Annotated in this window: 18 protein-coding genes; 10 read left to right on the forward strand and 8 right to left on the reverse strand. The window is 58.5% G+C overall.

Translation table 11 applies throughout. The annotated features are described in order from the left end of the window. Positions 1 to 294 precede the first annotated feature (294 nt). From H8B14_RS01915 to H8B14_RS01925, 3 genes are read right to left on the reverse strand one after another with little or no spacing between them, the layout of a single operon-like run. Positions 295 to 1,191, reverse strand: coding sequence for an NHL repeat-containing protein (locus H8B14_RS01915; RefSeq protein ID WP_187313936.1), 897 nt, complete (start codon positions 1,189 to 1,191; stop codon positions 295 to 297). 52 nt (positions 1,192 to 1,243) lie between these two features. Beyond that, complete coding sequence (locus H8B14_RS01920; RefSeq protein ID WP_187313937.1) at positions 1,244 to 2,038, reverse strand: UDP-2,3-diacylglucosamine diphosphatase; 795 nt, start codon at positions 2,036 to 2,038, stop codon at positions 1,244 to 1,246. After that, positions 2,004 to 2,669: a LutC/YkgG family protein gene (locus tag H8B14_RS01925; protein WP_187313938.1), complete on the reverse strand. Its 666-nt coding sequence runs from the start codon at positions 2,667 to 2,669 to the stop codon at positions 2,004 to 2,006. Before H8B14_RS01925 ends, H8B14_RS01920 begins: the two co-directional genes overlap by 35 nt. A 475-nt stretch (positions 2,670 to 3,144) precedes the next feature. Between H8B14_RS01925 and H8B14_RS01930 the strand changes: the two genes are divergently transcribed. After that, positions 3,145 to 4,419: a tetratricopeptide repeat protein gene (locus tag H8B14_RS01930; RefSeq protein ID WP_187313939.1), complete on the forward strand. Its 1,275-nt coding sequence runs from the start codon at positions 3,145 to 3,147 to the stop codon at positions 4,417 to 4,419. Positions 4,420 to 4,611: 192 nt separating this feature from the next. On the opposite strand, the gene ftsH is transcribed toward H8B14_RS01930, so the two are convergent. Together ftsH and rsfS are read right to left on the reverse strand one after the other, a co-directional pair. After that, positions 4,612 to 6,732, reverse strand: a complete 2,121-nt coding sequence (ftsH, locus tag H8B14_RS01935; protein ID WP_187313940.1) for an ATP-dependent zinc metalloprotease FtsH — start codon at positions 6,730 to 6,732, stop codon at positions 4,612 to 4,614. 91 nt (positions 6,733 to 6,823) lie between these two features. Then, positions 6,824 to 7,213, reverse strand: coding sequence for a ribosome silencing factor (rsfS, locus tag H8B14_RS01940; protein ID WP_187313941.1), 390 nt, complete (start codon positions 7,211 to 7,213; stop codon positions 6,824 to 6,826). A gap of 42 nt (positions 7,214 to 7,255) precedes the next feature. On the opposite strand from rsfS, the gene H8B14_RS01945 reads away from it, so the two are divergent. The 5 genes from H8B14_RS01945 (at position 7,256) to rlmB (ending at position 14,531) form a co-directional block, all read left to right on the forward strand. Beyond that, the gene (locus tag H8B14_RS01945; RefSeq protein WP_315984792.1) at positions 7,256 to 8,020 is read left to right on the forward strand and encodes a biotin--[acetyl-CoA-carboxylase] ligase; all 765 of its coding nucleotides are present in this window, start codon (positions 7,256 to 7,258) and stop codon (positions 8,018 to 8,020) included. A gap of 290 nt (positions 8,021 to 8,310) precedes the next feature. Beyond that, positions 8,311 to 8,961, forward strand: a complete 651-nt coding sequence (locus H8B14_RS01950) for a T9SS type A sorting domain-containing protein (RefSeq protein WP_187313943.1) — start codon at positions 8,311 to 8,313, stop codon at positions 8,959 to 8,961. Positions 8,962 to 9,178: 217 nt separating this feature from the next. Further along, positions 9,179 to 12,178: a glycosyltransferase family 117 protein gene (locus tag H8B14_RS01955; protein ID WP_187313944.1), complete on the forward strand. Its 3,000-nt coding sequence runs from the start codon at positions 9,179 to 9,181 to the stop codon at positions 12,176 to 12,178. A gap of 128 nt (positions 12,179 to 12,306) precedes the next feature. Beyond that, entirely contained in the window at positions 12,307 to 13,524 is a 1,218-nt protein-coding gene (locus H8B14_RS01960) for a GWxTD domain-containing protein (RefSeq protein ID WP_187313945.1), read from the forward strand. Continuing rightward, a complete protein-coding gene (gene rlmB / locus H8B14_RS01965; protein WP_187313946.1) occupies positions 13,488 to 14,531 on the forward strand; it encodes a 23S rRNA (guanosine(2251)-2'-O)-methyltransferase RlmB in 1,044 nt (347 codons plus the stop codon). The genes H8B14_RS01960 and rlmB overlap by 37 nt, the downstream gene beginning before the upstream one ends. An 82-nt stretch (positions 14,532 to 14,613) precedes the next feature. Here the strand turns inward: rlmB and H8B14_RS01970 are convergent, their stop codons facing one another. Next, a complete protein-coding gene (locus H8B14_RS01970) occupies positions 14,614 to 15,705 on the reverse strand; it encodes a mannose-1-phosphate guanylyltransferase (RefSeq protein WP_187313947.1) in 1,092 nt (363 codons plus the stop codon). A 128-nt stretch (positions 15,706 to 15,833) separates the two neighbouring features. After that, positions 15,834 to 16,811, reverse strand: coding sequence for a KpsF/GutQ family sugar-phosphate isomerase (locus H8B14_RS01975; protein ID WP_222840526.1), 978 nt, complete (start codon positions 16,809 to 16,811; stop codon positions 15,834 to 15,836). Between the two features lie 171 nt (positions 16,812 to 16,982). On the opposite strand from H8B14_RS01975, the gene recQ reads away from it, so the two are divergent. Beyond that, the gene (gene recQ, locus H8B14_RS01980; protein WP_187313949.1) at positions 16,983 to 19,178 is read left to right on the forward strand and encodes a DNA helicase RecQ; all 2,196 of its coding nucleotides are present in this window, start codon (positions 16,983 to 16,985) and stop codon (positions 19,176 to 19,178) included. A 193-nt stretch (positions 19,179 to 19,371) separates the two neighbouring features. Here recQ and H8B14_RS01985 read toward each other — a convergent pair whose 3' ends face one another. Continuing rightward, positions 19,372 to 19,794 carry a BrxA/BrxB family bacilliredoxin gene (locus H8B14_RS01985; protein WP_187313950.1) on the reverse strand — a complete coding sequence of 141 codons (423 nt, stop codon included), beginning with the start codon at positions 19,792 to 19,794 and terminating at the stop codon, positions 19,372 to 19,374. 192 nt (positions 19,795 to 19,986) lie between these two features. Here H8B14_RS01985 and H8B14_RS01990 point away from each other — a divergent pair, with 192 nt between their 5' ends. From H8B14_RS01990 to H8B14_RS02000, 3 genes are all read left to right on the forward strand, one after another. Then, positions 19,987 to 20,280: a hypothetical protein gene (locus tag H8B14_RS01990; RefSeq protein ID WP_187313951.1), complete on the forward strand. Its 294-nt coding sequence runs from the start codon at positions 19,987 to 19,989 to the stop codon at positions 20,278 to 20,280. Positions 20,281 to 20,407: 127 nt separating this feature from the next. Continuing rightward, positions 20,408 to 21,469, forward strand: coding sequence for a tetratricopeptide repeat protein (locus tag H8B14_RS01995; protein ID WP_187313952.1), 1,062 nt, complete (start codon positions 20,408 to 20,410; stop codon positions 21,467 to 21,469). Positions 21,470 to 21,633: 164 nt separating this feature from the next. Next, positions 21,634 to 23,667: an OmpA family protein gene (locus H8B14_RS02000; protein WP_187313953.1), complete on the forward strand. Its 2,034-nt coding sequence runs from the start codon at positions 21,634 to 21,636 to the stop codon at positions 23,665 to 23,667. Positions 23,668 to 23,805: the final 138 nt, after the last annotated feature.

The following is a 23,805-nucleotide window of genomic DNA, read 5'->3' on the forward strand; positions in this document are numbered from 1 at the left end:
ACCGACAAAATAGCCCGTACGCACAAGGCAGGGGCTTCTTTCAAAGTTAGGAAAAAACCAATGCTACCAGAAGTACGGCCAGGCAGTAGCAGCCACATAATTCCGGCTTCTGAGGCACCAAATGTTCATCCGATTCTCAACTACCATCACTCAACGCTTATTGCTGCTGCTCTTCCGAGTGAATACAAGAATACGAGCTACCCATACGGCGCTTTTGCAGAAAAGAAAGAAGCGGCTTGCTCAAACCGATACTTTGCAGCCCGCATTCTGGGGTGTATAGCTCGACTTCGCCAGTTACAGCTTGTACACCCGCAAGCCCTCCTTCGTGAATACGTAGGCATAATTATCCCCCAGCAGCACCTGGCGCACTTCGGCCGCAGGCACATCGGTGGGCAAGGCTACAGTACGTTGGCCCAGCGTGTATAAATGGAACAGCTGCACGGCACCGTCGGCCAGGAAATACAGTTCATCGGCGCGGAAGCCGATGGTGTTCAGGCCCAGGAACGGCAGCTTTTTGCGGTAGTTGCCGAGGTTGTCGAACACGTAGATGCCGTTCACACGGTCCACCAGATAAAGGTTGTTCTGGTACTCGCGCAAAAACCGGAAATCAGGCCGGGAGCGGCCAATGAGCAGGTCGAGGGGCGTGGAAACCGTGAAGCGCCGGGTGGCGGCATCAAACTGCCGCAGCGTCAGGTCCGACTCGTTGAGCAGCCAGAGCCGGTCGTCGGGGGCCAGCGTGGCCGCGCGGGCAGTGCCGTCGAGCAGATCGAGCAGGTTGAACTCGCCCAGCGGCGCCGCAAACCTATCTAGTAGTACTAGCTGCTGCCGGTCGTCGTAGAATATCAGAATCTTGGTGGTATTCCAGGCTTCCAGTTGCGCCACGTGCCCGGGCTGGGGCGGCGAATACACGTTCAGCGCCTGCCCGTCGGGGCCGTACTGGTGGATATTGTCGCGCGAGTCGGCCACGTAGAGGTTGCCGCGCCGGTCCAGCGACGCCACCCCAGGCTGGGGCAGCGCAAGGGTGCGCACCAGCTGCCAAGTACCGCTGGCGGTAGCAGTTGCTGGTTGCTGGGCTATAACTGGCGCGGTAGCCGGGGCTGGCCGGCCGGGCGGTGCTACTGAGGCAGGAGTTGGGGCCGTGGTTTGCGCGGTGGCCCGAGAGAGGCATTGCGTGGCAAGTAGCGCCAACATGGCCACACTCTTCAGCAAAACGCTTGCCCTGATCATGGCTTTACGCGCTGAATCAGGCCTTTTCGAAATGCTGCAACGCCAGGTCCGTACCATCATAGACGCCATAGGAGCAATAATTGACCCACTCACCGAGGTTTACGTAGCGGCTGCCGGGTGCTACCGATACGTCGAGCGGCAGGTGGCGGTGACCAAACACGTAGTAATCGTGGTGAAAACGCTGCTCCAGCTCCCGGCAATACACCAGCAGCCACTCATCCTCGCCAAAATACTGCGCATCGGCCTCGGCGTTCTGGATGCGGCTGCGGCGGCTCCAGCGGTTGGCAATGCCGATGCCCAGGTTGGGGTGCAGCCGCGCAAATAGCCACTGCGACATCGGCGAGGCAAACACGCGCTTCAGCACCTTATATGTATAGTCCTTCGGTCCCAAACCGTCGCCGTGGCCGATGTGGAACTCGCGCCCGCCAATCTGCTGGCTCACCGGGTGCCGCAGAATCGGAATGCCCAACTCCTTGGTGAAGTAGTCGAACATCCACATATCGTGGTTGCCGGTAAAGAAAATAATGGGCAGCCCGGCGTCGGTCAGCTCGGCCAGCTTGCCCTGCAGCCGGATAAAGCCCCGCGGAATAGCGTGCCGGTATTCAAACCAGAAATCGAAGATGTCGCCGAGCAGGTAGATGGCGGCGGCGTCTTTGGCGGCCTCGTCTAGCCAGCGCACAATGCGCCGCTCCCGCTCCAATGAGCTGGCTGCATCGGGAGCCCCAAGATGGAAATCAGAAGCAAAATAGACTCGGCGGCCAGGCGGCAGCACCAGATCAGGCAGGCGGGGTGGCGGGGTCGGGTTCGTCATCCAGCAAAAACAGGGCGAGGCTGCGCGGGCCGTGGGCGCCGAGCACAAGGGTCTTTTCAATGTCGGCCGTGCGGCTCGGGCCGGTCGTGAGGGAAATCATCGACGGCAGATGGTCGGGGCCGTAGTGGGTTTGCAGGCGCTGCAGCGCGTCGCCGATGTCGGCTACCACTTGTGAGGTGCGCGCAAACACCAGGTGTTGGTCGGGGTAGATACTGAGGCGGCGGCCACTGGCAGTGGCGGCGCTTACCAGCACGCTGCCCGTACGGGCCACCAAGGCCTCGCAGGTAGTCAGGCCGGCATCGGCGTGCGCCAGGAAATCAGCTTCATCCTGCCGAAACACGAGGCCACCGGCGTGCAGCAGCTTTTTCAGCTCTGGCTCCCATACATACAGGTTGTCGAGCTCTTTCTCTTTTTTGTAGGCAAAAAGCTGGTCGTAGAAATGCTCTTCCGACTCGCAGAAATAGAGCTGCCCACCCACACGCACAAAGCTTTCGGCAAAGGCAACAGCCAGGTCATCGGCGGCCGCTGGGTGAAGCGGAGACGTGAAGTTAGGTGCGGACTTAGGCGGCGTCGGCTGCCGAAGTGCTTCGCGGATGCGGCGCAGAACAATGTCGCGGGACGATTCGGGCATAGCCCAAAGATAGCAAGACCACCCAGACCAATAGCTGCCCGGCCACTTGCCCATCGAATACGGCTGCAAGAGAGCAAAATGCCTGGACCATTTTGGGACTTGCCAGAGTTGCCGAGGATGCCGTAAAATCATGGTTTACAGCGTTGGCCGACTATTTACGGGTATTGGAATAGTATCAGATAGGGTTTTGACTACCTTTTGCTTACCGCTCTGTAAAATTCCCCTTGCTCTATTTTCTGGTCGCTGAATTATATCCTATATTTCTTAACTCTTAGAACACCTAAAACCAGCCAAATAGCCTTAATTTTGTCTTTCACCCACTCGGTCTATGGATAAAAATTACTATTTTATACAGGTATTGTCTAGTATCTCGAAATCCACACGCTCGTGCCGGGCTGTTGGGTTGCTGATGGCTTTCATCCTACTTGGGTTACGTGCTGCCGGCCAAACGCCGGACAGTGCGCTGGTAGATGGAATGCGTAACATCTCCCTGGAGAATATCGACGTGGCGCCAGCTGCTGTGGATACCAAAGGCTGGCTGCTGCTCGACAAGGATATCCAAACGGAGCTGGATGGTGCTGTCACGAACCTCTACAATTCCAAGCACGACCAGGCCGAGAAGCAGTTCAGGTCGTTGCGCCGGCGCTACCCGCAGCACCCTATGCCCTATTTTTTGATGGGGCTGAGCCAGTGGTGGAAGATTATGCCCAGCAACGCTACCAATCCGCTGCACGACAAGCTGTTCTTTGCTTACATGGACACGGCCATTACCAAGGGTGAGCGGCTATATGAACTCGACAACAAGAATTACGAGGCCTGCTTTTTCCTAGCAGCCGCTTATGGGTTTGATGCCCGCCTGAATGCCGAGCGCCACAACCTGCGCAAAGCCACCGTCAGCAGCAAGCGCGCCCTCGATTATCTGGAGCGCAGCAAGGAAGCCAATGGCCTCAGCCCGGAGTTTCTGCTGGGCCAGGGCATGTTCAACTACTACGCTGCTTGGATATCCGAGGAGCACCCGTGGCTGCGGCCAATCCTGCTGCTGTTTCCGAAAGGCAACCGCCAGCTGGGGCTCCAACAGATTCGTAGTGTAGCGGCCAACGGCTTCTACACCGGACCCGAGGCCCGGTTTTTTCTACTGAAAATCCTGAGCAGTGAGCGAGAAAACAACCCCGCCGCCGCGCTATTGGTAGCCCGCCAGCTCAACACTGCCTACCCCGACAATGGCTACTTTGAGCGGTGCTACGCCATGCTCAGCTTCAACAACGGTGAATTTCGCAAGTGTGAGCAGATTAGCCTTGATATTCTTGACAAGCTCAACCGCGGAATGCCTGGTTACGAAGGGTTTGGCGGCCGCTACGCTACTTATTACCTGGGCTGGCTGAACCGCAACAAGTACAAGAACAACTCCAAGGCCAAGGAGTACTTCCAGCGCTGCATCGTCTTCTCGGAAGTTACCGACCAAATGGGCCCCGGCTACTACGTGCACGCCAACTACAACCTGGCCCGCATTGCCGATGAAGAGCACAACGTAGCCGCTGCCCGCCGCTACTATCAGGTGGTAATGGACAAAGCCGAGCACAAATCGGAAATCTACACAGAAGCTCGCGACTACCTGAAAAACCGCCGCAACCAAAAAGCCAACGCCACCACGCGTCAGAGCACAGAGTATTCGGCCGGCTTCCAGCGTCGCGCTAAGTCTGCAGCCAAGCCGCAAGCATCGCAGGAAGGCAAAGCCAAAGCGCGTCAGTAGAAACGCAAACTGCAGCACACAGCTTGGCGTCAAACTTAGGCTCAGCTGTATTGCCTTACAACACGTATAGCTGAAGCTGCCCGCTAAAGCGCACACTACATACAGCTACTGGTTACTGTACGTGACGGCTATAAACAGAAAAAGCCAGCCTCTAAAGGCTGGCTTTTTCTGTTATAAGAATAACGTGCCGGATTACATCGGCGTTACGGCCGAGCCGCTGGGCTCGGAAGTTGCGCCGGCTGAACCAGGGCGGTCGGCGTCTACGCCGGGCAGGTTCAGGTCGGGCAGGTCGTTGCTGAGCGGCACGCCGGGGTGCTCCTGCTTCCGTTCACTCAGGGTTTCTGAGCGGTCGGTGCCGGCCATGTGGGCCTGGTAGTTGGTTTGCACGCCGTGCGGGCGTTTGCCCACGAGGCGCTCCAAGTCATCCTGCAGCAGCACTTCCTTTTCCAACAGTTCCTTGGCCACCACTTCCAGCTCGTGCCGACGCTCGGTCAGCAGCTCCTTGGTGCGGATGTAGGCGTTTTCGATGATGGTGCGCACTTCCTCGTCAATCATCTGCGAAGTAGCTTCCGAGTAAGGCTTCGAGAAACCATACTCATTCTGCCCTTTCGAGTCATAGAAGGAAATATTACCGAGCTTGGCATTCATGCCGTACATCGTCACGATGGAGTAGGCCATCTTGGTGATACGCTCCAGGTCGGACAGAGCACCAGTCGAAATCTTGCCGAACACGATGTCCTCAGCGGCGCGGCCACCCAGGGTCATGCACATTTCGTCGGTGAGCTGCTCGGTGTTGTAGAGAAACTGCTCACGCGGCAGGTATTGCGCGTAGCCCAGCGCCGCCACTCCACGGGGCACGATACTCACTTTCACCAACGGATCGGCGTGCTCCAGGAACCAACCCGCAATGGCGTGGCCAGCTTCGTGGTAAGCCACAATCCGCTTCTCATCGGGGCTGATGATTTTGTTTTTCTTCTCCAAACCACCAATCACGCGGTCAACGGCATCGGTGAAATCCTGCATGGTCACCATCTTCTTGTCGCGGCGGGCGGCAATCAGGGCGGCTTCGTTGCAGACGTTGGCAATTTCGGCGCCGGCGAAACCGGGCGTCATGGCCGCCAGCTTGCGGGCTTCCACATCAGGTCCGAGGGTAATCGGCTTCAAGTGCACCTGGAAAATCTCCGTGCGGCCGTTGATATCAGGCTTGTCGATGCTGATCTGGCGGTCGAAACGACCAGGGCGCAGCAGCGCGGAGTCCAGCGTATCGGGGCGGTTGGTGGCAGCCAGGATGATAACGCCAGAGTCGGTACCAAAGCCGTCCATCTCTACCAGCAGCGAGTTGAGCGTGTTTTCGCGCTCATCGTTGCCGCCGGGCACGTTGCCGCGGCTGCGGCTACGGCCAATGGCGTCAATCTCATCAATGAAGATGATGCACGGCGCCTTGGCTTTGGCTTGCTTGAACAGGTCACGAACCCGGGCCGCACCCACGCCCACAAACATTTCCACGAAGTCGGAGCCCGACAGTGAGAAGAACGGTACGTCGGCTTCACCAGCTACAGCTTTGGCCAGCAGCGTTTTGCCAGTACCAGGAGGACCTACCAGTAGCGCACCTTTCGGAATTTTACCGCCGAGTATGGTGAATTTGCTGGGGTTCTTGAGGAACTCCACAATCTCCTGCACTTCTTCTTTGGCTTCTTCCAGACCGGCTACGTCCTTGAATGTGATTTTCACCTTGTCACCGCCATCAAATAGCGCCGCGCGGCTCTTACCGATGTTGAAGATCTGGCCGCCGGCTCCTGCCCCACCGCTCATGCGGCGCATCAGGAACCAGAAACCCACGAACAGTAGAATAGTGAAGCCCCACGTAGTAATCAGGTCACCGTAGCCGGTACGCGTGTCGAAGCTGAGCCCGATACGCTTTTCCAGCGGCACGTTGGCCTGCAGCTTCTCGAAATCCTCCTTGAAGGTTTTGCCATCTACTACCTGAAAGCCGAACTGCGGGCTGGTATCCAGGGTGAGCGGGCCGCGGCGGCTGAGCAGCTGGTTGTAGCGGCCCGACTTGATGGCTTCAGTGCGCAGCGCCACCTCCACCATGCGGCGGTCGGTGAGCAGCTTCACGTCGCGCACGTCGCCGGCGACGTACATCTGCTCGAATTTTTGCTGGTTGATTTCTACTGTGCTGCCGCTTTGGTTGAAAAACAACCAGGCGCACAGAAACAGCACCAACCCAGCCAGCAGCCACAGCTGCATCCCGGGTTTGGGAGCAGGCGTGGGCAGCATGGGCTTTTTCTTTTTGGGCGTGTTATCAGACATGAATAGGAGTTAGCTAGAGCACAAAACAAAGGCGGAACACCCCGCCCGAACGTTTGTTCCGGGAAACAGACGCAGCCCGCCGGATTTTACCTTACCGCGCCGGTACTGTTTCCTCTTCCACGTAGCGGATTTCAGCATCTCCCCACAGCTCTTCGAGGGCATAGAACTGGCGCCGGTCGCGCAGGAAGACGTGAACTACCACGTCCACATAGTCGAGCAGCACCCACTCACGGTTGGTGCGGCCTTCTGTCTGCCAGGGGTTCTGGCCGGTAAGTTTTTCCACTTCTTCTTCCACCGAGCGCGCAATGGCATCGATTTGAGTATCCGAGGAAGCCGAGCAAATGATGAAATAATCTGCTACGGCGTTTTTAAGTTCTTTGAGATTGAGCACAACGACGTCGAGCGCCTTTTTCTCTTGCATGCCGCGCACGACTACATCTGCCAACTTGTCCGAATCCTGTCGAACCAGGGTACTTTTCATGGGGTATTGTTAGGTTTGAACGTCACAAAGTACGAAAATCAAGTGGAGCCTCTTTCCCCGCATACTCTCTTCACGGGCCGCCAGGTACATTGGCTGCCTGAATGTGCCTCCACAAACAGCGAAGCACACCACCTGCTAGGCGAAAACCGCGCCACCGATGGCTGCGTGGTTGTTACCGACAAACAGACCGCTGGCCGCGGCCAGCGAGGCAACACCTGGGAAGCGCAGCCCGGCGAAAACCTGACGCTATCGGTGGTGTGGCGGCCCGCCTTTCTGGCGGCACAAGACCAATTTCTGCTCAGCCAGGCTGTAGCGCTGGCCGTGCACGACTGGGCTGGCACACTGCTGGGATTTGGCAACTCTTTGCGCGTGAAATGGCCCAACGACCTGCTGTATGGCAACCAGAAGCTGGGAGGCATCCTGATTGAAAACACGCTGAAGGGCACAATGATTCAGCATAGTGTGGTGGGAATTGGTATAAACGTGAACCAACAGGAATTTGGAGTACCGACGGCTACTTCTTTGTCGTTGCTGACTGGCCGCGCCTATTCCTTGGCACCACTGGCTTCGCGGCTGCTGGAGTGTCTGGAGCGGCGCTACCTGCAGCTGCGCAGTGGCCGCATTGCCGCCCTTCGCCACGATTATCTTCACGCCTTGTACCACTACCAGGAGTTGCACCGCTACGAAGTGGATGGCCAGCCGATCCTGGGCGCAATTGTAGGAGTTGATGATGCCGGCCGTCTGGCGCTACAGGTACAGGACCAACTGAGGTACTTTGACCTCAAAGAAATACGCTATTTGCTTTAAGGGAAAAAATGCACTGAAAGCTGCTACAAAAAGGCCTTTATTTTGTTGATCCTCAGACGGCAGCAACAACGTATTTTCTTGAACAGCAAGCTACTTTTAAACTTAGCGCAACTATTTGCTTCCAATCGGCATCTACGCTTCCAACAAGACCACCTAGTTAGGCATGGTGCTTGATTTAGCTGGTTTACTGCAACGAAGCAAAGCATACAAGGCTACTGCATCTTTCAGTGCAAAAACACTATATTTGGAATAGCTACCAGCCGGCCTGTTGTTCCCTTACCTTGAATCAGATGAAACTTTCTACGCGTTTTTTTGGGATAATAAGCCTGCTGCTGGCTTCGCTGACGGGCTACGCGGCTACGGTGGTAGTGCAGGTAGGCGGCGCCGACGGTTCCAATGTGTATTCGCCCCAGAACATTACCATCCGGCCCGGCGACCAAGTACGCTGGGAGTGGGTATCTGGCTTCCATCCATCGGTAGCTGATAATGGGGTGGCTTTCGACGCCTTCAACGTATCGGCTAACAATCCGGCTACGCGCGGGCCTTTTACCGCGCTGGGCACCATCACTTATCATTGCCAGCCGCACGCGTTCCAGGCTACGCCGGGCGGGCCGTGGCAGGGCATGGTGGGTAGTATCACGGTAAGCAATTCGCCCTTGGCTACGCTTGATGCCAAGGCCGCCAACATAGGCCTCAGCCTTTACCCCAACCCCAGCAAGGGCATGGTGATGCTGACCGTCAACCAGAAGCCCGGTACCGAATACAAGCTGCGCCTCAGCAACATCATCGGGCGGGAAGTGCGCACGTTTACGCTGCGCCCTGAGGCGGCCACCAACGGCATGCCCCTGAACCTCTCCGATCTGCCGGCTGGCATGTATGTGTATAGCCTGCTGCTGCACGACAAAGTAGTAGCTACCAAGCGGCTGGTATTACAGAACTGACCTTGTTCCTTTTGTTTCTTTCCGAAGAAAGCGGCCCACTGCTCGGGCCGCTTTTTTTTGTGCGCCTTGCACGCCAGCCGGGCTTTTGGGCGTTTAGACGGGTGTGGCGCGGCCGGATTAATTCTCTACTTTTGGCATTCTCTACTTTCTGCATCCCCTCAATTCCTCATTGGGCCACCACGACGGGCGGGGCTTGCCCCGTTCTATCTTAAGAAGTATGCGTTCCTACAAAAGCCTGAATGACGTAGTGGGCTGGCTGGTTTTTGCCATTGCCACCCTCACCTATCTGCTCACGCTCGAACCCACGGCCTCGTTCTGGGACTGTGGCGAGTTCATTGCCTGCTCTTACAAGCTGCTGGTGCCGCACCCTCCAGGGGCTCCTACGTTCCTGCTGCTGGGGCGCATCTTCTCGCTGTTCTCGTTCGGCGACGTGACGAAGGTATCGGTGCTGGTGAATGCGCTGTCGGCGCTGAGCAGCTCGTTTACGGTGCTGTTTCTATTCTGGAGCATCACGATGCTGGCCAAGAAGCTGGTATTGCACCGCCCGGTAGCGGGCCACACGGTGCCCGGCATGCCCGAGCCCACCCAGGGCCAGACGTTGCTGATTCTGGGGGCCGGGGTGGTGGGCGCGCTAAGCTTCGCCTTCTCCGATTCGTTCTGGTTTAACGCCGTGGAAGGCGAGGTGTACGCCATGTCGTCTTTGTGCACGGCGGCGGTGGTCTGGATCATGCTGAAGTGGGAAAACCGCGCCCACGAGGCCGATTCCGACAAATGGCTGATCCTGATTGCCTACGTCATTGGCCTAAGCATCGGCGTCCATCTGCTGAACCTGCTGGCGGTGCCGGCGCTGGCCTTCATCTACTACTACCGCCGCACCCAAAATCCCACTACGGCGGGTGGCGTCATCACGCTGGTGACCAGCCTGGTGATTGTGGGTCTGATTCTGGCCGGTATCATTCCGGGCTTGCCCACGCTGGCGGGCAGCTTCGAGGTGTTCTTTGTGAATACAGCGGGCTTGCCCTTCAATTCGGGCATCATCATTTTCCTGGTGCTGTTTGTTGGGCTGCTGTGGTTTGGCTTCCGCTACTCGTTTCAGAAGCGTAGCCGCCTCGTCAACACGGCTATGCTGAGCTTGGTGTTCATTCTGATTGGTTACACCAGCTACCTCATCATCCCGATCCGGAGCAGCTACCACCCGACCATCAACGAAAACAACCCCGAGGACGTGCTCAGCTTCGTGAGCTACCTCAAGCGTGAGCAGTACGGCGACCGGCCGCTACTGTACGGCCCGCAGTTCAACGCCCGCCCGATCCGCTACGAAGACGGCGCCCCGCGCTACGTGCGCGAAGGCGACAAATACGTAGTGGCTGAAAAGCGCCAGAACATCGTGTATGATGATGCCGACAAAATGCTGCTGCCGCGCATCTACAGCCCGCAACCCGAGCACCTCTACAACTACCAGAAATGGGTGGATATCCGGGAAGGCGTGAAGCCAACCATGGGCCAAAACCTCTCGTTCCTGTTCCGCTACCAGATGGGCCACCAGTTCTGGCGCTACTTCCTCTGGAACTACGTGGGCCGCGAAAGCGACATTCAGCAGTCGGGCGGTTTGTGGCCGTGGAGTGCGGGCAAAGCCGGCCTGCCGGAGCGCGTGGCCGACAGCCCGGCCCGCAACAACTTCTTCGCCATTCCACTGATTCTGGGTCTGATTGGCTTGTTTTTCCACGCCCGCCGCGACTCGCGCAACGCCTTCATTGTGGGTTTGCTGTTCGTGTTTACGGGTCTGGCCATTGTGGTGTACCTCAACCAGCCACCCATCGAGCCCCGCGAGCGGGACTACACCTTCACAGGGGCCACCTACGCCTTTGCCATCTGGATTGGCCTGAGTGTGCTGGGCATTGCGGAGCTGCTGCGTAAAGTGCTACAGGCCGATACCGCCCGCGCCATTGCCGCCAGTGCCATCGGCCTGCTGGCCCCAGCCATTCTGGTGGCGCAGGGCTGGAACGACCACGACCGTTCGGACCGCTATAATTCCGTGGATTCGGCCAAAAATCTGCTGAACTCGCTGCAGCCGAATGCCATTGTATTCACGAACGGCGACAACGACACCTTCCCGCTCTGGTACGCCCAAGAAGTGGAAGGCGTGCGCACCGACGTGCGCGTGGCCGTGCTCAGCTACCTGAATACCGACTGGTACATCGAGCAGATGCGCCGCCGCGCCTACAAGTCGCAGCCACTGCCGATTTCCATGCCCGCCGACCGCTACAAGCAAGGCACCAACGACTACCTGCCCTACGCCGAAAACCCCGCTGTACAGGAAGTAAACCTCAAGCAATTCGTTGATCTGGTGAAGCAGAACAGTGATTTGCTGAAGGTATCATACGGCGAAGGCGCGCCGTCCATGATGTCGTTTCCGACCCGCAAGTTCTACCTCGACGTGGACACCGCCGCCGTGGAAAAGCTGGGCCTCGTGCCGGCCGACCGCCGCAAGCAGCTGGTGAGCCGCATGGAGTGGGACATGGGCAAGGGCGCCATCGAAAAGAAAAACCTGGTGATTCTGGACATGCTGGCCACCAACAACTGGAAGCGGCCCATCTACTTCTCCAGCACTGTAGCCGGTTCTGACTTCATGAATCTGCAGCCCTACTTCCAGCTCGAAGGCATGGCCTACCGCGTGCTGCCGCTCAAAGACCCTAACTACGAGCCTCGCAGCCAGGACGAAGGATACGTGCAGAAGGACCTCATGTTTGAGAACATGATGAAGAAATTCGCTTTCCGCAACCTCAACAAGCCCGGCATTTTCTACGACGAAAACCACCTGCGCTTCCCGGCCAACTACCGCGACAAGTTCGCGCGCCTGGCCAATGCCTACCTCGCCGACGGCAATAAGGCTAAAGCCAAGGAAGTGCTCGATAAAGCTTTCGAGGTGATGCCCGACGCCACTATTCCCTACGACTACTACTCGCCGCAGTTTGTACCGGCCCTGGTGACCGTAGGCGACCAAGCCCGTGCCCAGGACATCATGGATAAGATGACCAGCCGCGCCCAGGTAGCGTTGGCATACTATCAGACGCACAATCCGGCCCTGTTCGACATCGAGAACCAGACGTATTTGCTCGGGTTGCAGAGCGTGTACCGCGCCGCCGAGCAAGTCGGTGACCAGGCCCGGGCGGCCAAGGCGCTGGAGCTGTTGCAGCAATACTACCCGCGTCAGTAGCGGCCCGAAAGGCCTCGTGTTTCCAAAAGCGCCGACCCTGTGGGGTCGGCGTTTCTGTTTCGGCACGGCATTCGCTGCCAGCAGTGCAGTTGCAATACGTACTTACTTTTATTCCTTATCCCATGCCTATGCGCCTTCCTGTTCGTTTGGTTTTGCTGAACTGCTGCCTGCTGCTGAGTTTGTTGGCCCAAGCCCAACGCCGCGACTTTGCCGGGCAGTACCGCCCCAACCGGCAAATGCTGGCAGACTCGCGCCGGGAAGGCGACAGTCTGCGCGTCTATCTGCTCTTTTCAGATGCCAACGTACTCCGCCAGCGCCAGCCGCTGCGCGTGATGGCCTGGGCTTCCTATGACGCCAAACGCCCTATCTGGACCGATACTGTGCGCCGCGTGGCTCGCCGTATCCGGCCCGATGGCGAAGGGGCCCGCGTCGAGTTTTGCTTGCCGATAGCCCGGCTGCAACCCGGCACGGTGCTCAGCGTGGCCAGTGGCTCTGCAGCCGATGCAGCTTCCGGCGACGCGGCCTGGCTGACTCTCACGCCCGCCCGGCTAGCGCGCCCCTTCGTACTCACCGACAGCCTGGGAGCACCGTTGTTGCGGGCTATGGTACGGGCCGGCGAACCGTTTTTTGTGGACCGCTACGGCCCCGACCAACCCGTAAGCTTGCGCCGCTACGCCAGTCCGTTTGTGGCAGCCCTGCCCCCGCATGCTGATCCGGCCCGGCAGTCGGCAGCCCCACCTCGGCTCACAGTGCTGGATTCGCTGTTTGCCCGCGCCGGGGCCGCGCTAGCATTGCCGGAGCCCGGCCTCTACACGCTGCGGCTGCCCGGCGAGCCCAGCACGCTGGGGTTGTTGGTCGCGGACAGCGACTACCCTAATCTCACCTCTGCCGACGCCCTCATTCAGCCGCTGATTTACCTGACTACCTCCACTGAGCGAGCGAAACTCTACGCCGCCTCCAACCCCAAGCGGGCCGTAGATGAATTCTGGCTGGCGGCCGCAGCCGGCCAGCAGACGCTGGCCCGGCAGGCTATTCGGACGTATTACGGGCGAGCTGCTGTGGCCAATGAGCTGTTTGCCGCCCACAAAGCCGGCTGGATGACCGACCGGGGCATGCTCTACGTAGTGCTGGGCGCCCCCGATGCCGTATACCGCACCGCACAGGAGGAGCGCTGGGTTTACCACGGTTCCGACAACGGCTCGTCGGCCACGTACACGTTCCGGCCCAAACCGAGTACCTTTGCCCCTGAACACTATGAACTGGTGCGCCACCCCGAGCAAGAACGTCTCTGGTACGCCGCCGTGGAGCAATGGAGAAAAGCAACGACGACCGCCCCCGGCCGCTAAAACCGCGCCGCACATTTTTTGACTCGGAAAACCGCCCCGTGCCGCGCACTCCGCGTCGCGACTTCGGTGCCGACAGCGAAGCCCCCGGTGGCTACCGCCGCCCCGACGCCCGCCCGGAAGGCCGTGACGACAACCGTTCCGAAAACCGGCCGGACAACCGCGGCGGCCAGCGCTTCGACGGGCCCCGCAGCAACGGCGGCCGCCCTTCCGGCGGTGGCGACAAGCCGTTCTACTCGCATCGCCCGGCTGCCGACCACAACATCGACATGCTGTTTGGTTTGCGCCCCATCCTGGAAGCACTACACGCCGGCCGGACCCTGGAAAAGATTTTCCTGCTGCGTGGCACCAAGAATAGCATCACTCAGGAAATCAACGACCTGGCGCGTGAGCGGGGCACGCCCGTTTCTATGGTGCCCACTGAGAAGCTGGACGGCCTGACGCGCAAAAACCACCAGGGCGCGGTAGCCTTCGTTTCGCCCATCGACTACATGCCGCTGGACAGCATTCTAGCGGGCCTCTACGAGGAAGGCAAAGTACCTTTCCTGCTGATTCTGGACCGGGTGACCGACGTGCGTAATTTCGGCGCCATTGCCCGCAATGCCGAGTGTATGGGCGTGCACGCCATTGTGGTACCCGCTCGCGGCGCCGCCCAGATCAACGGCGACGCCGTGAAAACCTCTGCTGGGGCCCTGAACCTGATTCCGGTGTGTCGCGAAGCCAACCTGCGCGACAGCCTCAATTTCCTGCGCCAGTCCGGCGTGCAGATTGTGGCCTGCACCGAAAAGTCCGATGCCAGTCTGGAAGCTGCCACCGTTGACATGACCGGCCCAGTAGCCGTGCTTATGGGCAGCGAGGAAGACGGCATCAGCCCCGAGTACCTGCAGCTCGCCGACCACCGCCTCCGCATCCCAATGACCGGCCAGATTGGTTCGCTTAACGTGTCGGTAGCCAGCGGCATCATGCTGTTTGAGGTACTGCGCCAGCGCCTGACAGCAAGCAAATCATAAGATCTAAGCATACAAAAAAGGCCGGCCGGCACTCCCAATTGGGAATGCCGGCTGGCCTTTTTTATATGCTTCTTGGTAATTGTTAGTTGTAGCCCAAACCTTTCTTGGCTTTCACATCCGCCACAAAGTCCTTCACGCGCTGTTCTTCCGTGCGCTTGCAGATCAGCAGTACGTTGTCGTATTCAGCAATGATGTAGCCATCCAGCCCCTGCACCACCACGAGGCGCTCGGCGGGTGTCTTGATGACGCACTCTCGGGTATCATACAGCAGAGCGTCGCCGTCTACCACGTTGTTGTCGGCATCGTGGTGGCCCATGCGGTGCAGCGAGTCCCAGGTACCCAGGTCGCTCCAGCCGAAGTCGGCGGGCAGCACATACACGTTGTCGGCCTTTTCCATCACCCCGTAATCGATGCTGATATTACGGCAACGGGTGTAGGCGGCGGCAATGAACTCACCTTCAGCTGGGGTACCCAATTGCGTAATACCTTCATCGAATACCTCGGCAATGTCGCCCAGATACTGGTGGAAGGCGTGGATAATGGCATCGGCGCGCCACACAAACAGGCCCGAATTCCAAAGAAAGTCTCCACTGTTCAGGAACATCTGGGCCAGCTCCAGATTAGGCTTCTCGGTAAAGGTTTTCACCTTTTTCAAGCCCGTAGGCAGCCCATCTACGCCGCCTTCATCCAGATATTGAATGTAGCCGTAGCCAGTGTCAGGCCGGGAAGGCTGGATGCCGAGCGTTATGAGGATATCGTTGGTACTGGCTGCCTCAACAGCTTGGTTGATAATTCGCTGGAACTCCATCTCCCGTAATACGGCGTGGTCGGCGGGTGTCACCACAATCACTGCCTTGGGGTCGCGCTGCGCGATGCGGTAGCTGGCGTAGGCAATGCAGGGAGCCGTGTTGCGGCCAATAGGCTCACCCAGAATCTGATCGGCGGGCAGTTCGGGCAGATGCTGATGCACCAGCTCCATGTAGTCTTTGTTCGTGACGACGAACACATTTTCGGGCGGGCAGATTCCTTGAAAACGCTCTACCGTCAGCTGCAGCATAGAGCGCCCGACACCCATCACATCGTGAAACTGTTTGGGTAAGTGGGTGCGGCTGAATGGCCAGAAGCGACTGCCAATTCCGCCTGCCATTACTACGAGGTACGTATTTGGTTTCATCGGTTTCAGAACTGGAGTAAGGTAAGAGGATTACAGTTTATTCAATTTTGCTGATATATGTATCAGTGGCGACCAAGCAGCTGCAATCCAGGTCAAGCAGATGAAAAAGCAACCTGGTAGCAAACCAGCTACACCAATCCCTCACGCAGCAGGTCGTGCAGATGAATGAAACCGCTGAACCGGCCCTGCTCCGTAACGATAAGCTGCGTAATGTTGCGCTGCTGCATACGGGCCAGGGCCTCCACCGCAAAATCATCGACATCGACGCTCATGGGCTTGGGCGTGAGAATGTCGCGGGCCCGCACGTCTTCCAGGCGGCCGGCAAACGAGCTGAGCATGCGGCGTAGGTCGCCGTCGGTGATGATACCCTGCAGCTCGCCAGCTTCGCTAAGCACGGCGGTGGCACCGAGGCGCTTGCCGGAGATTTCCAGAATAATGTCTTTTAGTGGCGCGTCGTCCTGCACCTGGGGCTGCTGGTTCTGGCGGCTTAGGTCGCCTACTTTCAGGTAGAGCTGCTTGCCAAGCGTACCGCCAGGATGCAGGCGGGCGAAGTCCTGGCGAGTGAAGTCGCGGCTTTCCAGCAAGCACACGGCCAGCGCATCGCCGAGGGCCAGCGCGGCAGTGGTGCTGGTGGTAGGCGCCAGGTTGTGGGGGCAGGCCTCGCGCGTGACGGGAGCATGTAGCACGTAGGTCGCCTGCTGCGCCAGGTAGGAGTCGGCGTTGCTGACGAGGGCCGCCAGCGTCACGCCTTTGCGCTTGAGCAGCGGCACCAGCACTTTTATTTCGGGCGTGTCGCCGCTTTTGCTGATGGCTACCACGAAGTCATCGGCCTGAATCATGCCCAGGTCGCCGTGGATGGCGTCGGCGGCGTGCATAAATAGCGCCGGAGTGCCTGTGGAGTTCAGCGTAGCCACTATTTTGCCGGCAATGTGGGCGCTTTTGCCAATACCAGTCACCACGACCCGGCCCCGCAAAGACAAAATCGCCTCTACGCAAAGTGCAAAATCCGGCGTCAGCGCAATAGCGTCTATCACGCCCCGGATGGCTTCTGCTTCCTGCAGAAGCACATTTTTTGCGATGGAATGAAGCTCGTTCTGTGCTTTCAATCTAAATTTGATTAGGTATTGCGTGTGGAGGGCTACCAGCCGAATAAGGTTTTGTCTTTTTAGCCGCTACCCATTACCGAATACTTCAAAAATACTTAGATTGAGATAGGCAACCCGCGCTAGGCGTCGAAGACCTGTCTGAATTTCCCAACCGAGTAAGTGAGGATGCCGATGCCAGCCGTGAATACCGCAGTCAGTACAACACCTGATTTGAAGGGCAAATTAAAGGAAGTTTTCGGGTACGGGCAGTTCCGTGGTACGCAGGAAGCCATTATCCAGAACGTCATCGAAGGCCACAACACCTTCGTGATTATGCCCACCGGCGCTGGTAAAAGCCTTTGCTATCAGCTGCCCGCGCTGGTGCTGCCCGGTACGGCCATCGTTATTTCGCCGCTCATCGCCCTGATGAAAAACCAGGTCGACCAGCTCAACGCTTTCGGCGTCAATGCTCAATTTCTGAACTCCACACTCACCAAGGCAGAGATGAACCGGGTGAAGAAGGACGTGATTAGCGGTGAGGTGAAGCTGCTGTATGTGGCGCCCGAAAGCCTCACCAAAGAAGAAACCATCGAGTTTCTGCAGAAAGCCACCATTTCATTTGTAGCCATCGACGAGGCGCACTGCATCTCGGAGTGGGGCCACGACTTCCGTCCGGAGTACCGCCGCATCCGGGGCATCATCGACAACATCGGGCAGGTGCCTATCATTGCCCTCACGGCTACGGCCACGCCCAAAGTGCAGCTGGATATCCAGAAAAACCTGCAGATGGACGACGCCTCGGTGTTCAAGACCAGCTTCAACCGCACCAACCTCTACTATGAGGTGCGGCCCAAGCATAACACCAAAAAGCAGCTAATTCAGTACGTGAAGCAGCGCAAAGGCCTGGGCGGCATTATTTACTGCCTGAGCCGCAAGAAAGTGGAGGAAATTGCCGAGCTGCTAAAGGTCAACGACGTGCGAGCCCTGCCCTACCACGCCGGCCTCGATCCGCACGTGCGCATGGCCAACCAGGATGCCTTTCTCAACGAAGATGCTGATGTCATTGTAGCCACCATTGCCTTCGGCATGGGCATCGACAAGCCGGACGTGCGCTTCGTTATTCACTACGATACGCCCAAAAGCATTGAGGGCTACTACCAGGAAACCGGCCGCGGTGGCCGCGACGGGCTGGACGGCGATTGTCTGATGTTCTACAGCTACGACGACATCGTAAAGCTGGAGAAGTTCAACAAGGACAAGCCCGTGACGGAGCGCGACAACAGCAAGCTGCTGCTCCAGGAAATGGCCAACTACGCCGACTCGGCCGTGTGCCGCCGCAAGCAGCTGCTGCATTACTTTGGCGAAACGTACCCAAAGGATTGCGGCTTCTGCGACAACTGCAAGCACCCTAAGGAAAAATTTGAGGCGAAAGATGAAGTGGCTATGGCGCTGAAAGCTGTAGTACAAACCGAGCAGCGGTTCGGCCTCGACCACATCGGTACCGTACTGATGGGCATGAACAGTGCGCACGTGGAGAGCTACGGCCACAACGGCCTGCCCATCTATGGGCAGGGCAAGCATCACGATGCCCAGTTCTGGCACTCGCTGCTGCGCCAGTGCCTGATTTTTGGTTTATTGGAGAAGGATATTGAAAGCTTTGGCGTTGTAAAAATCACCGACAAGGGTATGGAATTCATCGACAATCCCCATTCGATCAAGCTCACCAAAGACCACGACTACGACGAGGAGGTGAAGGAGGAGCTGGAACAGGAAGAGGTGCAGCAGGCCGCCGGCCACGACGAGGCATTGTTCCAGATGCTCAAGGACTTGCGCAAGAAGATGGCCAAGGAGAAAAACCTGCCGCCGTACGTGCTTTTCCAGGACCCAAGCTTGAAGGAAATGGCCACCACCTTCCCGCTCAAGATGGACGACCTCGCCCACGTGGGCGGCGTCGGGCAGGGCAAGGCCACCAAATTCGGCGCGCCGTTCCTGGCCTTGATCAAGAAATATGTTGAAGACAATGACATCGAAACCGCCACTGACGTGGTGGTGAAGTCGGCCGTCAACAAGTCTAAGATCAAGATTTACATCATTCAGCAGATCGACAAGAAGATGGACCTAGAGGAAATTGCTTCCTCAAAAGGCATCGACATGCGCGAGCTGATGGAGGAAATCGAGCACATCTGCTACTCCGGCACCAAGCTCAACCTCGACTATTATATCGACGGGGTATTGGACCATGAGCGTCAGGATGAAATCTACGACTACTTCATGTCGGCCAGCACCGACAACATTGCGGTGGCCCTGAAAGAGCTGGGCTCCGACGAATACACCGAGGAGGATCTGCGGCTGATGCGCATCAAGTTCCTGAGCGAAGTAGCGAACTAGAATCACGGATTTTTTCGGATTAGACGGATTAATCGGATTTCGTAGTCGGTTCTAATCTACTTTTTTGATCAGTAGAATTTGATCAGTAGAAAACAAAAGAGGCTTGCCAACTGGCAAGCCTCTTTTGTTTTCTAGGCGAACGGCAATCGTCCACAAAATCCGATTAATCCGTCTAATCCGAAAAAATCCGTGATTAGCAGTGCTCTTCGAAAGCGCCCTGCAGGTTGTTAACGATGCGCATCAGGTCGTTGCCTTCGATGTGGTAACGCTCAATCATATGCACCAGCTCGCCGTCCTTGAACAAAGCAATGCTGGGGCTGCTGGGCGGATACGGCAGCAGATGCTCCCGCACTTTGGCTACGGCTTCGGTTTCCATGCCGGCAAACACGGTCACGAGTTTAGCAGGCTTCTTATCGGAGCTGGAAACAGCCATTTTCAGGGCCGGGCGGGCTTTGGAAGCCGCACAGCCGCACACCGAGTTGACGGCGACCAGCACGGTGCCGCTCTGCTCGTTGAGGACGGCGTCCACTTCTTCGGGGGTCATCAGTTGCTCGAAGCCAGCCTCGGTGAGGTCCTGACGGATGGGGGCAACCATGTATTCGGGGTACGTAGCCATAGGTAAAAGCTAGGCGTTGAGGGAAAAATGACGGGCGACCAACGGCCACCACCGCTGCAAAATTACGCAATAAACGGCGGCCTTTCAGTGGCTGGCGTATTCAACCAAAATGCGCCCCAAGAGGTTTCTCAAATGGACGGCGTTTGCTGTCGTGGTTGCTGCACCTATTACTTCCATTCTGCTTCACTACCTATGAATTACGCCGCCTTTTCTGCCTCCCTCACCCACCACGAAGCCCCGGCCAGCCTGCCGCCCCTGCTGCAGGCACTGTGGTACGCCGGCCGCGACGAGTGGGGCCGCGCCCACGACATTGCGCAGCAGCATGAAGGCGAACCGCTGTTCGACTGGCTACACGCGCTGCTGCACCGCCAAGAAGGCGACACCGGCAACGCGGCTTACTGGTACCGTCGGGCCGGCCGGCCGATGTTTGCGGGCAATGTTCGAGCCGAGTGGGAGCAGCTGGTCCGGACGCAGTTGGCCGCCTAGCCTGTCAGGCCAGTGCTGCTACTTGTTCTTGCCATAGTTCTACTACAAAACAAAATCAGCAGGCTATTTACGTGGTTTGCGCAATTAAAATTACATTTATCCAGCCGATGCTAAACGGCCGGATGCTATGTTAAAACTGATACTTCTGACAGCTGCCGGCAGCCTGCTGTGCTTGGCGGCTACAGCCCAGGTAGATACCGTGCGCGCCTCTACCCTGCCGCCAGCCCAGCAGGCCGAAAAGCTCTATAACAGTGGCGTGGCCAAGTTCAACCAGAAAAGCTACCGCGCCGCCCTGCAGGATTTCGACCGGGCGCTGGCGGCCAAACCCGACTTTGCCAAGGCCTACTACAACCGCGCCGCCGTCCGCTACGAGCTGCAGGAATATCAGCCGGCCGTGCAGGACTACGATGCGGCCCTCAAGCTGGACCCGGCCAGCGGCACTGCCTACTTCGGGCGCGGCCAGGCCCGGGAGGCGCTGAAGCAGCCCACCGAGGCCGAGCAGGACTACTCCAAAGCTGTGGAAACCAACCCGGCCTACGCGCCGGCCTGGTATTACCGCGGTGCGTTGCGTTTCGAGAAAGGCGACTACAAAGCTGCCAAAGCCGATTTCGAGCAGGCCACCAAGGCTGACCCCACCTACGCCTACGCCTGGCACGACCGCGCCAGCGCCGAGCGCCAGCTGCAGGAGTACCCAGCCGCCATCCAGGACTACACGCGCGCCCTCACGCTACAGCCCGAGCTGCTGCCGGCCCTGCTGAACCGCGCCGGCACCAAGCGCCGCGCCGGCGACCTGAAAGGCGCCCTAGCTGACTACACACAGTATCTGCAGAAAAAGCAGGACAACCCGGTGGCCTACACCAACCGCGGCGCCGCCCGCTTCGAGGCGGCCGACTATAAGGGTGCCGCCGAGGATTTTGGGCGCGCCATTGCGCTGGACGGGTCCTACGCCTTTGCGTGGAACAACCGCGCCGCCGCTTACCTCAAGCAGGAAGACTACAAAAAGGCCGAAGCCGACGCCAGCAAAGCCATTGCCCTCAACCCACAGTACGCCGAGGCCTACCTCAACCGCGGCCACGCCCGCGAGATGCTGCGCAACCCCGACGGCGCCTGCCAGGACTGGCGCAAAGCCGCCGAACTGGGCCTGGAAATTGGCACCAGCTACGCCGCCAACTCCGGCTGCGGCGAGTAGGTGCGTGCTTTCAGACGATAAAAGAACGTCATGCTTGATCTGGCGTCCGCTTGGCGAAGCATCTCTACCGCTTCGTTGTCAAAGTTGATTAGCCAGCAGTAGAGATGCTTCGCCAAGCGGACGCCAGATCAAGCATGACGCCCTCCCAATAGCTTCATATCCTCATGTATAAATACCTACTCGCCCTGCTCCTGCTGTCTTCGGTTGCACAGGCTCAAAGTGTGGAGTTCAGCAAAGACCGGTTCAACAACGACAAGGACGGGTTGAGGACGGCGCTCAAGGCCCTCAAGCTCGGCGACGAGTGGTACCTGGCCGACCCGCCCCGCTACGAGCAGGCCCTGCCGTACTACCTGGAAGCCCAGAAGCTCAACGCCGAAAACGCTGAACTCAACCTAAAAATCGGGGACTGCTACCTGCATTCGGGGTTTAAGCCGCGGGCGCTGGCGTATCTGCAGAAGGCTTACCAGCTCAACTCCGGCGTTGATCCGCGCATCCACTACCTGCTGGGCCGCGGGCTGCACCTGAACGGCAAGTGGCAGGCAGCCATTGCCGAGTACAAACAGGCCACGCCCGCCACCGGCGCCAAAAACACGGCCGGCTTCACCCAAGATATCCAGAAGAAAATCAAGGAGTGTGAAAACGGCCGGCTACTGGAAGCCAAGCCCATTCGTGTGTTCGTGGACAACGCCGGGCCGGGCGTGAACTCGCCCTATCCCGACTACGGCCCGGTTATTTCGGCCGACGAGTCGGTGATGCTGTTTACCTCGCGCCGCTCTACCTCCACCGGCGGCGAGAAAGACCCTGAGTCGGGCGGCTTCTTCGAGGACGTGTACCAAAGCGCCCGCACCGCCGATGCCTGGGGCCCCGCCCGCAGCCTCGGCGAAACCGTGAATACCGCCGGCCACGACGCCACCGTGGGCCTCGCGCCCGACGCCCAGCGTTTGCTGGTGTACATGGAAGACAACGGTGGCGACCTGCACGAAAGCAACCTGCGCGGCACCGAATGGAGTAAGCCCAAGCAGCTGGGCTCACGCATCAACAGCAAGGCGCATGAGTCGTCGGCGGCCTACACGCCGGATGGGCGCAGTTTGTTGTTCGTGAGCGACAAGCCGGGCGGACTGGGTGGGCGCGACATCTACAAGGTGGAAATAGAGGGGCGCGGCCCGGCCGTCAACCTTGGCCCGGCCATCAACACGCCCTACGGCGAGGAAGGCGTGTTTCTGCATCCCGATGGCAAAACCATGTATTTTTCCAGCGAAGGCCACAACTCCATGGGCGGCTACGACATCTTCAAGTCCACCTACGAAAACGGCAAATGGAGCACGCCCGAAAATCTGGGCTGGCCCATCAACACCCCCGATGATGACGTGTTCTTTGTGATTTCCGCCTCGGGCCGGCACGGCTACTACTCGTCGTTCCGCGACGACGGCCTGGGCTCCAAGGACATCTACCAGATTACGTTTCTGGGGGCAGAGAAGGCGCCGGCGCTCAGCCAGGAAGACCAGCTGCTGGCCTCCCGCGTGCAGCCCGTGAAGGAAACCCAGTTGGCCCCGGCTGTGCCCGTGGCCACGGCTCAGGTCACCATCCTGAAAGGTACCATCACCGACGCCGTCAGTAAGCAGCCGCTGGAAGCTACCATCGATGTTATCGACAACTCGCGCAACGAAAACATTGCCTCATTTAAGGCCAATGCGCAGTCGGGCCGCTACCTCGTGAGTTTGCCGTCGGGTGTGAACTACGGTATTGTGGTGCGGCAGGACGGCTACCTGTTCCACTCCGAAAACTTCGATCTGCCGGCCGGCGCAGCCTATTCGGAGGTAGTGAAGGACATCCAGCTCCGCAAGCTGGACGTGGGCGTGAAGGTGGTGCTCAACAACATCTTCTTTGATTTCGACAAGGCCACGCTGCGCAAGGAAAGCACGGGCGAGCTGGAGCGTCTGCAGAAACTGCTCACCGAAACGCCGGCCCTGCGCCTGGAAATATCGGGCCACACCGACAACGTGGGCAACGCCGCCTACAACAAGGACCTGAGCCAGCGCCGCGCCAAGGCCGTAGTGGACTACCTCGTGGCCAAAGGCGTAACCAAAGACCGCCTCACCTTCGCCGGCTACGGCGACACCCAGCCGGTGGCTTCAAACACCACCAAAGCCGGCCGCCAGCAAAACCGCCGCACCGAGTTCAAGGTCATCGGCAAGTAATACTGCTTGCCACTGAAGCCTGCCCCGCCAGCCGTTTTTATGGGTTGGCGGGGCAGGTTTTTCGTTGAAAGAAAATGATGTCAACTGCTCCAGCCACGGATTCAACGAGAAACTGGTGTAGTTGCCCGTAGCGGCGCG

The organism is Hymenobacter puniceus (genome assembly GCF_014333525.1).
In the GTDB taxonomy this organism is placed as follows: Bacteria; Bacteroidota; Bacteroidia; order Cytophagales; family Hymenobacteraceae; genus Hymenobacter.

Coding starts and splice junctions, on each gene's coding strand:
- H8B14_RS01915 (WP_187313936.1), bottom strand. CDS start 1,191: ATGTTGGCGCTACTTGCCACGCAATGCCTCTCTCGGGCCACCGCGCAA.
- H8B14_RS01920 (WP_187313937.1), bottom strand. CDS start 2,038: ATGACGAACCCGACCCCGCCACCCCGCCTGCCTGATCTGGTGCTGCCG.
- H8B14_RS01925 (WP_187313938.1), bottom strand. CDS start 2,669: ATGCCCGAATCGTCCCGCGACATTGTTCTGCGCCGCATCCGCGAAGCA.
- H8B14_RS01930 (WP_187313939.1), top strand. CDS start 3,145: ATGCGTAACATCTCCCTGGAGAATATCGACGTGGCGCCAGCTGCTGTG.
- ftsH (WP_187313940.1), bottom strand. CDS start 6,732: ATGTCTGATAACACGCCCAAAAAGAAAAAGCCCATGCTGCCCACGCCT.
- rsfS (WP_187313941.1), bottom strand. CDS start 7,213: ATGAAAAGTACCCTGGTTCGACAGGATTCGGACAAGTTGGCAGATGTA.
- H8B14_RS01950 (WP_187313943.1), top strand. CDS start 8,311: ATGAAACTTTCTACGCGTTTTTTTGGGATAATAAGCCTGCTGCTGGCT.
- H8B14_RS01955 (WP_187313944.1), top strand. CDS start 9,179: ATGCGTTCCTACAAAAGCCTGAATGACGTAGTGGGCTGGCTGGTTTTT.
- H8B14_RS01960 (WP_187313945.1), top strand. CDS start 12,307: ATGCGCCTTCCTGTTCGTTTGGTTTTGCTGAACTGCTGCCTGCTGCTG.
- rlmB (WP_187313946.1), top strand. CDS start 13,488: ATGGAGAAAAGCAACGACGACCGCCCCCGGCCGCTAAAACCGCGCCGC.
- H8B14_RS01970 (WP_187313947.1), bottom strand. CDS start 15,705: ATGAAACCAAATACGTACCTCGTAGTAATGGCAGGCGGAATTGGCAGT.
- recQ (WP_187313949.1), top strand. CDS start 16,983: ATGCCAGCCGTGAATACCGCAGTCAGTACAACACCTGATTTGAAGGGC.
- H8B14_RS01985 (WP_187313950.1), bottom strand. CDS start 19,794: ATGGCTACGTACCCCGAATACATGGTTGCCCCCATCCGTCAGGACCTC.
- H8B14_RS01990 (WP_187313951.1), top strand. CDS start 19,987: ATGAATTACGCCGCCTTTTCTGCCTCCCTCACCCACCACGAAGCCCCG.
- H8B14_RS01995 (WP_187313952.1), top strand. CDS start 20,408: ATGTTAAAACTGATACTTCTGACAGCTGCCGGCAGCCTGCTGTGCTTG.
- H8B14_RS02000 (WP_187313953.1), top strand. CDS start 21,634: ATGTATAAATACCTACTCGCCCTGCTCCTGCTGTCTTCGGTTGCACAG.